We start from the raw sequence: 14,406 nt of genomic DNA, 5'->3' as shown, positions 1-14,406 counted from the left end.
AGTAAAATGTTTGGAAAGGGGAACACAGCATGCTAACGGGAATACATGTTGCCTTTATTGGGGGTGACGCGCGGCAGTTGGAAGTGATCAAAAAATGCATCCAATTGGACGCGACGGTTACCCTGATCGGTTTTGACAACCTGGAAAGCATCTACACAGGGGCAACCAGACGACCTTTATCATGCGACGTGTTGAAAGACGTTGATGTTCTGATCCTGCCGATCGTTGGTTCTGATGACAACGGGGTAGTTGATAGCATTTTCTGCTCCAAAACGCTGCAGCTGACGGATGAACACGCGGCCAGCCTTCCGAAGCATTGCGTCGTCTATACCGGAATGGCGAAACCGTACTTGCAAAAGCTGCTGAGCAAACATCAAATTACGCTTGTCGAACTGTTGGAGCGGGACGATGTCGCCATCTACAATTCCATTCCTACTGTGGAAGGCGCATTGATGATGGCGATTCAGAACACAGATATTACGATCCACGGTGCCAATATTTTGGTATTGGGCTTTGGACGTGTCGGAATGTCTTTGGCTCGAAGTCTCCACGCACTGGGAGCCCGCGTCCGTGTAGGGGCCAACCACCCGGAACAAATTGCTCGCATTTATGAGATGGGGATTACGCCGTTTCATACCGCTGAGTTGAAATTACACGTCAGTAATGCCGATGTTGTGTTTAATACGGTACCTCAGTTGATCTTGACCGCTGAGGTGATCGCCCAGATGCCGCAGTCTACCCTGATCATCGACTTGGCATCGAAACCAGGCGGTACAGATTTTCGTTATGCTGAACGACGAGGCATCAAAGCGCTGTTGACGCCTTCACTTCCTGGCATGGTCGCCCCGAAAACCGCTGGGCGGATTATCGCGAATACGTTGTCTCGTCTAATTTCCGAGCATTCCAAAAAACGGGAGGAGACAACATGAGCGACTTGCAAGGAAAAACGATCGGGTTTGGACTGACGGGTTCACATTGCACGTTTGCGGAAACGATGCCGCAGATCAAACGGCTGGTTGATGCGGGGGCGCGGGTGATCCCCATCGTTACAAATACGATATTGACTACTGACACGCGTTTTGGTACATCTGAAGAATGGCAGCAGCAACTTCGCGAGATTACGGGAGAACACATTATATCCTCGATTCCCGAAGCGGAACCGCTCGGACCATCCAAACTGCTCGATGTGATGGTGATCGCGCCTTGTACGGGCAGTTCCACCAGTCGGCTGGCCAACGCAATTACGGACAGCCCGGTGTTGATGGCGGCAAAAGCGACGATGCGCAATCTTCGCCCAGTGGTCCTGGCGATTTCCACCAATGACGGCCTTGGACTGAATGCAGCCAATATTGCCAAATTGCTGGCAGCAAAAAACATCTATTTTGTTCCGTTTGGGCAGGATGATCCGTTCAAAAAACCGAATTCGTTAGTAGCCGATATGAATTTGCTCAAAGAAACATGCGAAGCGGCGTTGGACGGCAAACAATTGCAACCGATGTTGATCGAACGAATGAAATTGTAAAAATTTAAGTGGATGTCATAGGAGGAGAGTAAAAGATGGCGAACCAGACGCAATACAATGTTGCCGTCGTAGGCGCAACAGGAGCAGTTGGAGAAAGAATGATCGCATTGTTGGAGCAACGGAATTTTCCGGTCAAGCAACTCAAATTGCTGGCTTCCGCCCGTTCTGCCGGGAAAAAGATCATGTTCAAAGGACAGGAAATTGAGGTCGAGGAAGCCACACCGGAAAGTTTCGCCGGCATTGACTTTGCCTTGTTCAGTGCAGGGGGAGCGGTCAGCAAGGAATTGGCGCCGCATGCGGTATCCCATGGAGCGGTTGTGATCGACAATACGAGCGCTTACCGGATGGACCCGGAAGTTCCGTTGGTTGTTCCGGAGGTCAACATGCATGCCGCCTTCCAACATAAAGGAATTATCGCGAACCCCAATTGTTCCACGATTCAGATGGTTGCCGCTTTGAAACCCTTGTATGATCGCTTTGGCATCGAGCGGATTATCGTCTCGACTTATCAAGCTGTCTCTGGAGCAGGCGCTTCCGCAATCCAGGAGCTGTTGACGCAATCCCGCGATGTTTTGGATGGCAAGGAAGCAGTCGCAAATATTTTGCCGGTTGGGAAGCTGCCTGTTCACCATCAAATCGCTTTTAATGCGATTCCGCAAATTGATGTGTTTACCGAAAACGGTTTTACCTATGAAGAAATGAAGATGATCAATGAGACCAAGAAAATCATGGAAGATGAAAATATTTTGGTATCCGCTACATGTGTACGCATTCCGGTTGTCTATGGACACAGTGAATCCGTCTATGTAGAACTAAAATCAGAATTTGAGCTGGAGGAAGTATACGCCTTGTTGCAAAATGCCCCAGGCGTCATCCTGGCAGACTCCCCTGCAGAACAGCTGTATCCTTTGGCGACAGACGCTGCGGGCAAGCTGGATGTGTTCGTCGGCCGCGTCCGACGCGACCTCGACCATCCGCGCGGACTCCATCTGTGGATTGTCTCTGACAATCTGCTGAAAGGAGCGGCTTGGAACTCTGTTCAAATTGCTGAGGAACTTATAAAAGCGGCGAAATAGGAGAGAGACTTGTGAAAATTCTCGTCCAAAAATTCGGTGGTTCCTCTTTGACAACCGAAAAAGCTCGTTTACAGGCGATTCATCATATAGAAAAAGCCCTTGCGGAAGGGTTCGCGCTTGTGGTCGTCGTGTCCGCGATGGGGCGAAAAGGCGATCCTTATGCGACCGATACGCTGCTGCAGTTGCTTGACACCGGTGGAGACCGTCTTCCGGAAAGGGAGACGGATCTGCTCCTGCATACCGGAGAGATCATTTCGGCCGCAGTGATGAGCAGCATGCTGCAAGCTCGCGGGATTCGTTCCAAAGTACTGACCGGCGGCCAGGCCAATATCATTACGACCGATGATTTTGGCAATGCGCAAATTGTGCAAATCGAGCCCCAGCGCATTATGCGGGAGCTTCAGAACGGTTACCTCGTCATTGTCCCTGGCTTTCAAGGCCGTACGGAGGATTGGGAAATCACCACGCTGGGCCGTGGCGGAAGTGATACGACCGCAACGGCTTTAGGTGTTGCTTTGGGAGCAGAATGGGTCGATATCTTTACCGATGTGAACGGAATTATGACAGCGGACCCGCGGATCGTGACAGACGCTCAGCCGCTGTCGACTGTGACGTACACGGAAATTTGCAATATGGCTCATTTGGGCGCCAAAGTGATCCATCCCCGCGCGGTGGAAGTGGCGATGCAAGGGAATATCCCGATCCGCGTCCGCTCTACGTTTACCGATGATCCCGGCACGCTGGTGACCCATTCGCACGGCTTTCATCAAGCCGGGGAAGTCCATGATCGGCTGGTTATGGGAATTGCGCACGTGCCCAATATCGCGCAAATTAAAGTTACGGCCAAAGAGGGACAATACGATACCCATTTGCATGTGTTCAAGGCGATGGCGATGCACAGAATCAGCGTTGATTTTATTAATGTAAACCCGTCGGGAGTTGCCTATACTGTCCACGATCAAATGGCTGACAAGGCTTCCCATATTTTGGCCGATATGGGGTATCAACCGGAAGTGTTGAGCAATTGTGCCAAGGTATCGGTCATTGGGGCAGGCATCGCCGGTGTTCCCGGGGTCATGGCGCAAATCGTGGAAGCATTAACGACACAAGATATTCAAATCTTGCAATCGGCAGATTCGCACACGACCATCTGGGTTTTGGTTCATGAAGCGGATATGGTCAAGGCTGTTCGCTCACTGCATCAACAGTTTCAACTGCATTCACGTTATGATCAACATTAGGGCAACAGCTTACTTGATGAAAGGATTGATTAAACATGGCACGTTTTGGCCGAATCGTAACGGCAATGGTGACGCCGTTTGATGAAAATTTACAGGTTGACTTTGCAAAAACGGAACGATTGCTCGATCACTTGCTGGCAACGGGAACGGAAGCGGTAGTGGTCAGTGGGACGACCGGTGAATCGCCCACTTTGACCCATGAAGAGAAGTTGCAACTATTCCGGCATGTTGTGGCATATACCAAAGGACGCTGCCAGGTGATTGCCGGAACCGGCAGCAACGATACGGCAGCCAGCATCGAATTTACCAAGGAAGCAGAAGCGACCGGGGTCGATGCGGTTATGCTGGTGACTCCCTATTACAGCCGGCCTTCCCAGGCGAGCTTGTACCAACACTTTAGAGTGATTGCGGAGTCGACCAAACTCCCCGTTATGCTTTATAACGTTCCGGGCCGGACCGGCGTGAATCTGGCAGCGGAAACAACCTTGAAACTGGCGGAACTGCCCAACGTCGTTAGCGTGAAAGAAGCATCCGGCAACCTGTCGCAAATGGCCAAAATTATCGAAGGGGCTCCGAACGGGTTCGAGTTGTATTGCGGAGATGACGGCCTGACCGTACCGGCCCTCTCGATCGGCAGCGTGGGGATTGTCAGCGTTGCCAGCCATGTGGTGGGTTCGCAAATGAAAGAAATGGTGGACGCTTTTTTGGCGGGTAACTATCAGGAGGCGGCAGCCTTGCATCGCAAATTGCTGCCTGTCTTTGAAGGTCTGTTTGCTTACCCAAGCCCAGGTCCGACGAAAGTCGCATTGAATAAACTGGGTATCGACGTGGGTGGCGTGCGTCTCCCGCATGTGGAACTGACAGAAGAAGAAAAAGCGTTCGTCTGCAGCTTGCTGTAAGCAAAAAACCGAGCCATTATCGGCAAAAAGGACCGTTCGTTTTGTGATTGCACAAACGGGCGGTTTTTTTTGTTGCTTCCGCTCGAATTGGCTTGGCTTTGTTCACAAATAATACCAATCATGCGGTTCTTTTTGCTTGTTTTCTTAAAATCAATTCGGGTATAATGAAACCAAGTGATTTGGGGCGGTTAATTGAGTGTAAGCAGACAACTAAATATGGGAGGTTCACATTTTGTCCAAATCAAATCAAGGAGTTCTCATTTTTGCCCTGGGCGGAGTTGGCGAAATTGGGAAAAACATGTACGTGATCCAAAGCGACGAAGATATCGTCGTAATTGATGCTGGTCTCAAGTTTCCGGAAGAGGAAATGCTCGGGATCGATATGGTCATCCCGGATATCACGTACTTGGAAGAAAACCGCGAAAAAGTGCGCGGCATTATCATTACGCATGGTCACGAGGACCATATTGGCGGATTAAGTTTTTTCCTTAAACATCTGAATGTACCTGTCTACGCAACCAAACTCACACTCGGACTGATTGAAGCAAAACTGAAAGAAGCGGGCATACTAAACGAAACCAAGCGGGTGTTAATCAACAGTGACTCGGAGATCACTCTCGGACAGATGAGGGCGACCTTCTTCCGGGTGAATCACAGCATTCCGGATTGTGTCGGTGTCTGTTTGGAAACACCGGAAGGGTATATCGTTCACACGGGAGATTTCAAGTTCGACCAAACACCGATTAATAACCAATACGCTGATATCGCCAAAATGGCGGAAATCGGTGATAGAGGTGTGCTTGCCTTGTTGTCCGACAGCACCAATGCCGAACGGCCCGGGTTTACCGGTTCGGAACGGTCGGTTGGAGCGGCGATCAAGGATGTGTTCAGCAAAGCGCCCGGTCGGATTGTGGTATCCACCTTTGCCTCAAACGTTCATCGCATCCAGCAGGTTGTCGATGCCGCGGTGGAATTTAACCGAAAGATTACGATCATCGGCCGCAGCATGGTAAATGTCGTCCAGATCAGTAAAGACTTAGGCTATTTGCATGCTCCCGACGGTATTTTTCTGGAACCGGACGAGATTAACAAATTGCCGGCTGAGCAAGTGGTGATTTTATCAACGGGAAGTCAAGGGGAAACAATGTCAGCGCTTACTCGTATGGCCCGATCCGCCCATCGGAAAATGGATATTCTTCCAGGCGATACGGTAATTATCGCAGCGACACCCATCCCGGGAAATGAAAAATTCGTCTCGAGAACAGTGGATCAACTGTACCGCATCGGCGCTGATGTGATCTATGGATCGAGTGTGCACGTCTCTGGCCACGGCAGCCAGGAAGAGCTTCGGCTTATGCTGAACCTGATGAAGCCCAAATATTTTATTCCGATTCACGGTGAATACCGGATGTTGCGGATGCATGGCATATTGGCCGAACAGGTTGGCGTCCCTGCCGAAAATATCTTCCTGTTGGATAATGGCGATACCGTCGAGATCACCGGCGGCAAGGCCCGTTACGGTCCAAAGGTTCACTCCGGCAATGTGCTGATTGACGGACTCGGCGTGGGCGATGTGGGAAACATCGTGCTGCGCGATCGAAAACTTTTATCACAAGATGGCATACTGGTAGTTGTTGTTACACTCAGTAAACAAAACGGAACGATCTTGTCCGGTCCGGATATTATTTCTCGCGGTTTTGTCTATGTACGCGAATCGGAGGAATTGCTGGACGAGGCAAATCGCCTGGTTACCCAAACACTCACAAAATGTATGGAAGAAAATGTCAACGAATGGTCTTCGCTGAAAAACAGCGTGAAGGATGCGCTTGGTCGTTATCTTTATGAACAAACGCGCCGCAGACCGATGATTTTACCAATTATCATGGAAGTGTAAGCGGATATGATGCAAAAAACGGAGCCAAACCCTCAACTCATTGGGGGAGTGGCTCCGTTTGCTTTTAAAAATCTTTCCAGGTGAAATCGATGCTAAGGTAACCAACGGGTGATTCTTTAAACGAGATTTTTTCTTTCGTGGCCAATTCCGGTTTGCGAAAACAGACCAGCTCTTTGTGGTAGCCAAACGCGCGGCAAATCTCTGGCCGAACGTCGTGGATGCCGCATTGATCCTGTTCGATATCGTAAAAAATGCAAGTCCCGAAAAATCTTGGCTGGCGCTCGAGCCGTTCGCGAATTTTGCGGGGAAACGTTTTGACCTTCTTCTGAATTTTTTTAAATTCTTTTCCGGTGATCGGTACGGGGCCGCAACATAACCCTTTGCAGCCTTGGCAAGGTAATGTATTCATCGCTTGATCGATACCTTTCATCTTGATCATTTGCCTGTTTGTTTCAAGAATAGTATGAAGGGAATCAAGTTATTTGTAAATAAAGGAAATGAGCCGTGTTACTGATCAGACTCGCTGCCAGCAAGGGAAGAACGCTTTTTGCTGAATGCAACGGCGTTCCCGATCCATTCCAGCGCTTCCGAACGAGTGATTTCTGCTTTCGGATGCAGCTTTCTCTCCGCGTCCAATTTGACGATTTTCAGCGCGATTGCACGTTCAATCGAGCCTTGGTAGAGAGGCTCCAGTTGATCCATATCGGCAAACGACTCAGGGGCAATGCGTATCATGGGGAGATGCTCGTGTTGTTCCAGCACGTGCATCAGTTGATGGAGAAACTTCTCTTTCGTCCAAGTCTGATTCGGATCGAGCTGGCGAGGCAAGTCGAAACCGTTATGGGCTGCAATAATCAAGGTGTTGGCGTACCAGGCGTCGTTTTTGGCCCGAGGAAAGTAATCGGTTGCCAGCGGAGCTTTTAAGAAACGCACCTCATCCAAATTGAGCGCAAATGCCTCAACAATCAGTTGAATCCCTTGGGCCGCCGTAAGGGGAGCATCAGGCTTGACCGATTGTTTGTCAATCGCCATTACCGCCTGAGACAGTCCGGCAGAGACAACTTGGGACAGATGGAATGCGGGCAGCGTCATCGCAGAACTTGTTTGGACGTTTGTCAGCGAAAACAGGGCGATACCGGAAAGTGCGATCAAGAGACGAAAATGTTTCATCGTTTGTCACCTCATTTTGTGGAATTCACTTTATGTGACGCACGTTTCCGCTGCTCGTTTCAGTGACAGCAAGTTCCAACCGGTTCTGGCTGGTTTGATGCTGTGGCGGCCACGTGTTTTGTTGAAATTAATACGGGTTTCCGTCGCGGCCAAACAGTGTGCGGACTTTTACATAGATGCGAATGGGCAAACTGGGAAAGACGATGGCAAGCTGCCCCTCTGGCAATGTGGGAATTTCGATCGATGTTTCCACGGTGTAGGGGATCTCGAGGGCATGCAGCGCATCTGTATATTTTTTCGCATCGCTCCAGTTTACTTCGTAGTAAAACGATTTCATGCAATCACACTCCTGGCAAAAGCATAGCATGTAGACGGCTAGGAAAGAAGCAAAAACCCTCACATAAGTGAGGGTTTTTCCATCATGCCTTTTTCAATAAGAACAGTTTTCCGTATTCTCCGTGGTCATGGATGATCGGGCTTTCGATTTGGATCGTGGAGTGGGAAATCTCGTATTTGTCTTTCAGCATTTCATTGATGGCCAAGATTACGCAATGCGGTTGAATATTATCACGAATGAATACGTGCGCGGTCAAGGAATAGTGTTCGGTTGACACGGACCAGAGGTGCATCTCGTGCACGTCTTCCACACCTTCGATCTGGCTGATGTCCCGGCGGATCTCATCCAGGTTGTACTTCTCAGGAACCGATTCCATCAAAATCAAGTACGATTCACGCAAAATTTTGTAACCGCCCGTGAAAATAATGGCGCCGATGACCATACTGATCAGCGGATCGAAAATGGTGAAGCCGGTGAAGTAAATGATCACCGCGGAAACGATAACCCCCAAGGAGCTGATCAAATCACCGATAAAGTGCCAAAGCGCACTTTTTACATTCAAGTTTTCCTCTTCCTTCATACTCCGGCTCAAAATCACGGTCAGCACAATATTGACGACAAGACCGATGGAAGCGATCGTCAGCATCAACGCAAAATCGACCGTTTGCGGATGGATGAGACGTTCAATGCCTTCGACAAAAATTCCGACGGCAATGATCGCCAGCGCCAGTCCGTTCAGGAAGGAAGCGATGATTTCGAAGCGCAAAAATCCGAAGGTATAGCGTTGGGTTGGCTTGCGGCTTGCCATATAGATCGCTGCCATGCTCAAGCCGAGCGCAATGACGTCAGAGATCATATGAGCAGAGTCGGACAAGAGAGCGAGGGAATTGGACAAAAGTCCTCCAACAATTTCAACTACAGTAAAGAACAGTGTAAGCAGCAACGTCGTCCACAACGTTTTTTTCGAAGTTTGTTGTTCCTTTACATGATCCAGGTGGTGAAAATCCTGATTCGGCATCAATATCCCTTCCTTTCTGTAAAAACACGAGCAAATGTGCGGCCATTTCTCATTAGTTTATAATTATTATAAAACAATAATTAAAATAATTACAAGTTCGTTTTGCGGAAAAAATGAACCTTTTGTGGAAGATGGGAATGAATCTCATTCATTCTGCAATTTAACCGCATTTCGCAATTTATCTTCAATATAGCAGAAAACCGAAAAACGTGCTGAGAATGCTTCGCGATGCATCATTTGACAGTTGCCAATCCATACTAGTAGGGAATTGAAGGAGGTTACTGCCTATGTCGATCAATCAATATCTGCAACAATTAAGCAAAGCGCCTATAAACAATAATGGGCAAGAGCCGGAACAACCAGCGCCTCAAACCGCCCCGGCTCCACCAGTAGTACCAGCTGAAACGCCGTCTGTAGCAGGAGATGAAGCGAAAAAACGAATCGTGGATACGATTACGCAGTTAGGACAAACGAATGTTCCGCAACTGGAAAGCAATATTTATTGCCTGTCGATTATCGGACAAGTGGAAGGGCATATTCAGCTTCCGCCGCAAAATAAAACGACCAAATATGAACATCTGATTCCGCAGTTGGTTGCGGCCGAGCAAAACAGCAAAATTGAAGGGGTATTGGTCATCCTCAACACAGTCGGCGGCGATGTGGAAGCGGGTCTGGCGATTGCCGAGATGGTTGCGTCCATTTCCAAACCGGTAGTGACTTTGGTGTTAGGCGGGGGTCACAGCATTGGGGTGCCGATTGCGGTGGCTGGCAGCTATTCCTTTATTGCGGAAACGGCGACAATGACCATCCATCCCATCCGCTTGACCGGATTGGTGATCGGGGTGCCGCAGACGTTTGAGTATCTGGATAAAATGCAGGATCGGGTAGTGAATTTCATCGCCAGACACTCCAAGATTACGGAGGAACAATTCAAAGATTTAATGCTGCGGACAGGCGAATTGACCCGTGACATCGGCACCAACGTCATTGGCGCCGACGCGGTCAAATACGGATTAATCGACGAAGTTGGCGGCTTGGGCAAAGCGCTCAACAAGTTGAACGAGTTAATTGAACAACGGCGCGGAGAGAAGGTTTTGCAATGATCTTCTACTCGATTATGCCGCAAGAGATTGTGTTTGCGAACTTTGACCAAATGAACAACCGTGAATTGCGGGAGATCAGCATGGGGGCCGTTACGATGCTGGTTGAGCCGACAGGTCCATTTGAGGGACAAATTGTTCGCCTGATCAGTCCGAATCCGCAAGATTATTTAAATCCGCAATTAAGTCCCGGACAAAAAATTTCATTTCACCCTTCCGTGACAGAATGAATATTTCCTGTATTTCTCTAAAAAACCTGTGTTATACTACATAATACAAGCAGCCGAACATCTCTCGGCTGCCTTTTTCTACCATATGCGAGTGGATGAAACTTTCCCCGCTGGTTTACCTCTGCTATACATAACGGAAATCATCAGCCATCGTACAACCGAAAGCAGTTGGTTTTATTAATAGGGAAGGAGGCGGGCCATGAGCAGAAGGAAAAAACAGAATCCGGAATGGGCCTCAATCGTCAAAATCGAGCTGATTGGTCTGATTGTCATCGTGCTAAGTCTTATCGGCCTGTTGGAAAGCGGATGGCTGGGACGCAATGTGCTCGCATTTCTGTATCGGTTTTTTGCCGGTTCCTGGGACTTTCTCATCCCTTTGTTTTCCATGATTGTGGCGGTGCAGATGATGTTCACCCGCAAGCTGCCGCAAGTGAATCCGCAGTATTTTGGCTGTTTGCTGATTTTTCTCGGGATTCTCACCTGGGACCATCTCGTATTGTACAAGCTGTTGACCGCGGATGGGCGTTTTGAACAGAGCGTGATCGGCCTTACTTGGGACCGGCTCTGGTTTGAACGGCAGCAGGATGTATCGACAACCAATGTCGGCGGCGGCATGTTGGGCGCGATTGTCTTTGCGGTATCCAACAGTTTGTTCGGGATGGTCGGGACCGGTTTGATTATCGGCTTGCTATTCTTGGCCGGCGCGATGTTTTTATTTAATCTCTCCTATGTAAATATCGTGCTGTTCTGCAAAAAACTATGTTCCCAATTTTATGGAAAGATCAAAGGGTCGGTGAAAGGCTCCATTCAACTTTTATATGAAGAAACTGAGAAACGGAAGCAACAGGCTGCGGAAAATGACGTAGCCATGGAATCCGGGCATGCTGTAACGGCGGAGGCGATGCAAACGGGTTGGTCAAATGTCCAGGAAAATCCGATGACGCCCGCGGAGCAAGAAGTGCCGATCAATCCGGTTATTCGCGATTTTACGGAACGGATTTCGATGGAGGAGGAAACGGCGACTCCTGTTGCCCCCGAAAAAGAGATTACTTTTTCCCTCGAGGGTGACGAAGAGATCTTCGGTACACTGGAGAATGCCGCCGTGATCCAATCCGCTCCGTATACGATGCCAAGCTTGCAAATGCTATCGCGGCCAAAGATGGTCAGTGCGGGCAAAGAAGTCGATCATACCTCCAATGCGGCGAAATTGGTGCAAACATTAAAAAGCTTTGGAGTTAACGCGACCGTCTCGGAGGTACACCGAGGTCCGGCCGTTACCCGCTATGAAGTGCAGCCGGCCACCGGAGTCAAGGTGAGCCGCATTGTCAGTTTGACCGATGATTTGGCGCTAGCGTTGGCGGCCAAGGATATCCGAATTGAAGCGCCGATACCCGGGAAATCGGCAATTGGCATCGAGGTGCCGAATGCCGAAGTGTCCATGGTCACGCTGAGAGAGGTGCTGGAAACCCCGCATTACCAAGATGCCGGGGGAAAACTGACCGTTGCTTTGGGACGGGATATTTCCGGTGAACCGATCATTGCCGACCTTTCCAAAATGCCCCATTTGCTGGTGGCGGGGGCGACCGGCAGCGGAAAATCGGTCTGCATCAACGGTTTGATTATGAGCATCCTGTTCAAGGCCAGACCGGATGAAGTGAAGATTATGATGGTGGACCCGAAAATGGTGGAATTGAATGTTTACAACGGGATTCCGCATTTGCTCGCACCTGTCGTCACCGATCCGCGCAGAGCATCGGTTGCCTTGAAAAAGGTGGTCGCGGAAATGGAGCGGCGTTATACCTTGTTCGCCAAATCGGGGGCACGCAATATCGAGATGTATAACCAGCACATCCTTGCACAGGGGGAAAAGGCTCCGCTTCCCTATATCGTGGTCATCGTCGATGAGTTGGCCGATCTGATGATGGTCGCCCCCGGAGAAGTCGAAGATGCCATTTGCCGGTTGGCACAGATGGCTCGGGCGGCCGGCATTCATTTGATCATCGCTACCCAGCGGCCGTCCGTTGACGTCATTACCGGGGTTATCAAAGCGAACATTCCGTCGCGGATTGCCTTTGGGGTATCGTCCATGGCCGATTCGCGCACCATTCTCGATATGGGCGGGGCGGAAAAGCTGCTCGGACGCGGGGACATGCTTTACTTGCCGATGGGGGCTTCGAAACCGACGCGGGTACAGGGGGCATTTGTGTCCGACAAAGAAGTGGAAGAAGTCGTCCGGTTTGTCAAGGAACAGCAGGAAGCAAACTATAACGAAGAGATGATACCGGAGGAAGTGACGGAAGAAGCAGCTCCGGTGGTTGATGACGAGTTATACGACCAGGCTGTTCAAGTCGTCCTCGAAGCCCAAACCGCTTCCGCTTCATTGCTGCAGAGACGCTTGCGTGTCGGCTATACACGCGCGGCCAGGCTGATCGACATGATGGAGGCGCAAGGAGTAGTCGGCCCGTACGAAGGAAGCAAGCCGCGTGAAGTTCGATTGCCGCGCCCTGGCGTGGAGACCCATATTTCCTGACAATGCTCGACAGATAAAGATTTTGCTTGCACAATTTCATTTGGTTAGGGTAAAATTTTCTTCGAACTAAAGCGAATCGTGGGAGACTGTCAAAATGAGCGGGAGTGCTTGAATGGGTAACAGGACAAGCTGTTCTTTCTGTTGATGCCAGCTAGCTTCTTCTCGACCGGTTTTTATTCTGACTAAAAAACCGCAATGTTGACAGTCTAAATTATGAAGTTCCAGGATTATTAGTTCATCTTATCGAAAATAGGGGGTAATAATTTTGATGAAGAAAAAGCTTCTCTCCGTTTTGTCGGTGGCTACCCTTAGTCTTTCTGTTTTGGTAGCTGGCTGCGGCGGCAATGCCCAACAAGGTGCCCAACAAGGGCAAAACCAAGGACAGGAACAAGCAGGCGGTGATCAAGCCGGCCAGAAAACTGTCAGAATCGGGATGGTCACTGACGTTGGCGGGGTGAACGACAACTCCTTCAACCAAAGCGCATGGGAAGGGCTGCAAAAATTCCAACAGGATAATGGACTTCCACAGGAGAGCGTAAACTATTTGCAAAGTACCTCCGATGCTGATTATGTGCCGAACCTCACCCAATTCGTAAAAGATGGCTGGGATTTGACTTGGGGGATCGGCTTCATGATGGCGGATGCGGTCAAACAGGTAGCGGAAGCGAACCCGGACGCGAAAATCGCCATCATTGACCAGGAAGTGCAAGCGCCAAACGTTGAGTCCGTTCTGTTCAAAGAAAACGAAGGTGCGTTCCTGGGCGGTGTTGTCGCTGGTTCGATGACCAAATCAAACAAAATCGGTTTTGTCGGCGGTGTAGAGAGCCCGGTAATCAAACGGTTTGAAGCTGGTTTTATCGCTGGGGTAAAAGCTGTAAATCCAAATGCTAAAGTTATCTCCGTTTATACAGGAGCTTTTGATAAACCAGACCTTGGTAAACAAGCGGCTTCCGGTTTGTACGGCCAAGGCGCTGACATCGTGTTCCCGGCAGCGGGTTCCACAGGTGACGGTGTATTCAACGAAGCGAAAGACCGTAAATCCAAAGGCGAAAACGTTTGGGTAATCGGTGTAGACAAAGACCAATCCCTGACTTTCGGTAAGGAAATTACACTTACTTCTGTAATGAAACGTGTAGACCAAGCAGTAGAACGAGTTTCCAAAGACGTGATGGATGGAAACTTTAAAGGTGGTCAAGTGGTAACGCTCGGACTTGCGGAAGACGGCGTCGGTTTGCCGGAAACTTCCAAAGATACGGTGCCTGCTGACGTGCTGGCAAAAGTAGAAGAGTTCAAGCAAAAAATCGTAAACAAAGAAATCAGCGTTCCAGAAGAACCGCAAGAATAAGGCTCCGTCACAGAAAGTGAACAAGGCTAGTCGATCTAGCCTTG

Annotated in this window: 14 protein-coding genes; 10 read left to right on the top strand and 4 right to left on the bottom strand. The window is 49.6% G+C overall.

Features of this window, described 5'->3' with window-relative positions; all coding sequences use genetic code 11:
* Positions 1–29 precede the first annotated feature (29 nt).
* From dpsA to JOD01_RS10685, 6 genes are all read left to right on the top strand, one after another.
* Positions 30–929: a dipicolinate synthase subunit DpsA gene (dpsA, locus tag JOD01_RS10710; RefSeq protein ID WP_204518310.1), complete on the top strand. Its 900-nt coding sequence runs from the start codon at positions 30–32 to the stop codon at positions 927–929.
* Entirely contained in the window at positions 926–1,522 is a 597-nt protein-coding gene (locus tag JOD01_RS10705; RefSeq protein WP_204518309.1) for a dipicolinate synthase subunit B, read from the top strand. Before dpsA ends, JOD01_RS10705 begins: the two co-directional genes overlap by 4 nt.
* Before the next feature lie 35 nt (positions 1,523–1,557).
* Positions 1,558–2,598: an aspartate-semialdehyde dehydrogenase gene (locus tag JOD01_RS10700; RefSeq protein WP_204518308.1), complete on the top strand. Its 1,041-nt coding sequence runs from the start codon at positions 1,558–1,560 to the stop codon at positions 2,596–2,598.
* Positions 2,599–2,609: 11 nt separating this feature from the next.
* Positions 2,610–3,839, top strand: a complete 1,230-nt coding sequence (dapG, locus tag JOD01_RS10695) for an aspartate kinase (protein WP_204518307.1) — start codon at positions 2,610–2,612, stop codon at positions 3,837–3,839.
* Positions 3,840–3,874: 35 nt separating this feature from the next.
* Positions 3,875–4,738 (top strand): 4-hydroxy-tetrahydrodipicolinate synthase, encoded by an 864-nt coding sequence (dapA, locus tag JOD01_RS10690; protein ID WP_204518306.1) that lies wholly within the window; start codon positions 3,875–3,877, stop codon positions 4,736–4,738.
* 232 nt (positions 4,739–4,970) lie between these two features.
* Complete coding sequence (locus tag JOD01_RS10685; protein ID WP_204518305.1) at positions 4,971–6,632, top strand: ribonuclease J; 1,662 nt, start codon at positions 4,971–4,973, stop codon at positions 6,630–6,632.
* Between the two features lie 64 nt (positions 6,633–6,696).
* Here JOD01_RS10685 and JOD01_RS10680 read toward each other — a convergent pair whose 3' ends face one another.
* The 4 genes from JOD01_RS10680 to JOD01_RS10665 all read right to left on the bottom strand — a co-directional run bounded on the left by JOD01_RS10680 (position 6,697) and on the right by JOD01_RS10665 (position 9,157).
* Complete coding sequence (locus tag JOD01_RS10680; protein ID WP_204518411.1) at positions 6,697–7,041, bottom strand: YkgJ family cysteine cluster protein; 345 nt, start codon at positions 7,039–7,041, stop codon at positions 6,697–6,699.
* Positions 7,042–7,139: 98 nt separating this feature from the next.
* Entirely contained in the window at positions 7,140–7,802 is a 663-nt protein-coding gene (locus JOD01_RS10675; protein ID WP_204518304.1) for an S-layer homology domain-containing protein, read from the bottom strand.
* Between the two features lie 127 nt (positions 7,803–7,929).
* Positions 7,930–8,139: a hypothetical protein gene (locus JOD01_RS10670; protein ID WP_204518303.1), complete on the bottom strand. Its 210-nt coding sequence runs from the start codon at positions 8,137–8,139 to the stop codon at positions 7,930–7,932.
* Between the two features lie 82 nt (positions 8,140–8,221).
* Positions 8,222–9,157 (bottom strand): cation diffusion facilitator family transporter, encoded by a 936-nt coding sequence (locus JOD01_RS10665; RefSeq protein ID WP_204518302.1) that lies wholly within the window; start codon positions 9,155–9,157, stop codon positions 8,222–8,224.
* A 287-nt stretch (positions 9,158–9,444) separates the two neighbouring features.
* Here JOD01_RS10665 and JOD01_RS10660 point away from each other — a divergent pair, with 287 nt between their 5' ends.
* The 4 genes from JOD01_RS10660 to JOD01_RS10645 all read left to right on the top strand — a co-directional run bounded on the left by JOD01_RS10660 (position 9,445) and on the right by JOD01_RS10645 (position 14,362).
* Positions 9,445–10,260 (top strand): ClpP family protease, encoded by an 816-nt coding sequence (locus JOD01_RS10660; protein ID WP_204518301.1) that lies wholly within the window; start codon positions 9,445–9,447, stop codon positions 10,258–10,260.
* Positions 10,257–10,487 (top strand): YlzJ-like family protein, encoded by a 231-nt coding sequence (locus JOD01_RS10655; protein ID WP_204518300.1) that lies wholly within the window; start codon positions 10,257–10,259, stop codon positions 10,485–10,487. Before JOD01_RS10660 ends, JOD01_RS10655 begins: the two co-directional genes overlap by 4 nt.
* A gap of 199 nt (positions 10,488–10,686) precedes the next feature.
* Positions 10,687–13,017 (top strand): FtsK/SpoIIIE family DNA translocase, encoded by a 2,331-nt coding sequence (locus tag JOD01_RS10650; protein WP_204518299.1) that lies wholly within the window; start codon positions 10,687–10,689, stop codon positions 13,015–13,017.
* Between the two features lie 268 nt (positions 13,018–13,285).
* Positions 13,286–14,362: a BMP family lipoprotein gene (locus JOD01_RS10645; RefSeq protein ID WP_204518298.1), complete on the top strand. Its 1,077-nt coding sequence runs from the start codon at positions 13,286–13,288 to the stop codon at positions 14,360–14,362.
* Positions 14,363–14,406: the final 44 nt, after the last annotated feature.

This window comes from Brevibacillus fulvus (assembly GCF_016908525.1).
In the GTDB taxonomy this organism is placed as follows: Bacteria; Bacillota; Bacilli; order Brevibacillales; family Brevibacillaceae; genus Brevibacillus_G; species Brevibacillus_G fulvus.
This window is presented reverse-complemented; position numbering and strand designations above follow the sequence as displayed.

Excerpts from the sequence above, each read along its gene's own strand:
- JOD01_RS10655 (WP_204518300.1), top strand. The coding sequence starts at position 10,257 with ATGATCTTCTACTCGATTATGCCGCAAGAGATTGTGTTTGCGAACTTT.
- JOD01_RS10665 (WP_204518302.1), bottom strand. The coding sequence starts at position 9,157 with ATGCCGAATCAGGATTTTCACCACCTGGATCATGTAAAGGAACAACAA.
- dpsA (WP_204518310.1), top strand. The coding sequence starts at position 30 with ATGCTAACGGGAATACATGTTGCCTTTATTGGGGGTGACGCGCGGCAG.
- dapA (WP_204518306.1), top strand. The coding sequence starts at position 3,875 with ATGGCACGTTTTGGCCGAATCGTAACGGCAATGGTGACGCCGTTTGAT.
- JOD01_RS10670 (WP_204518303.1), bottom strand. The coding sequence starts at position 8,139 with ATGAAATCGTTTTACTACGAAGTAAACTGGAGCGATGCGAAAAAATAT.
- JOD01_RS10645 (WP_204518298.1), top strand. The coding sequence starts at position 13,286 with ATGAAGAAAAAGCTTCTCTCCGTTTTGTCGGTGGCTACCCTTAGTCTT.
- JOD01_RS10650 (WP_204518299.1), top strand. The coding sequence starts at position 10,687 with ATGAGCAGAAGGAAAAAACAGAATCCGGAATGGGCCTCAATCGTCAAA.
- JOD01_RS10705 (WP_204518309.1), top strand. The coding sequence starts at position 926 with ATGAGCGACTTGCAAGGAAAAACGATCGGGTTTGGACTGACGGGTTCA.
- JOD01_RS10680 (WP_204518411.1), bottom strand. The coding sequence starts at position 7,041 with ATGAATACATTACCTTGCCAAGGCTGCAAAGGGTTATGTTGCGGCCCC.
- JOD01_RS10700 (WP_204518308.1), top strand. The coding sequence starts at position 1,558 with ATGGCGAACCAGACGCAATACAATGTTGCCGTCGTAGGCGCAACAGGA.
- JOD01_RS10675 (WP_204518304.1), bottom strand. The coding sequence starts at position 7,802 with ATGAAACATTTTCGTCTCTTGATCGCACTTTCCGGTATCGCCCTGTTT.
- JOD01_RS10660 (WP_204518301.1), top strand. The coding sequence starts at position 9,445 with ATGTCGATCAATCAATATCTGCAACAATTAAGCAAAGCGCCTATAAAC.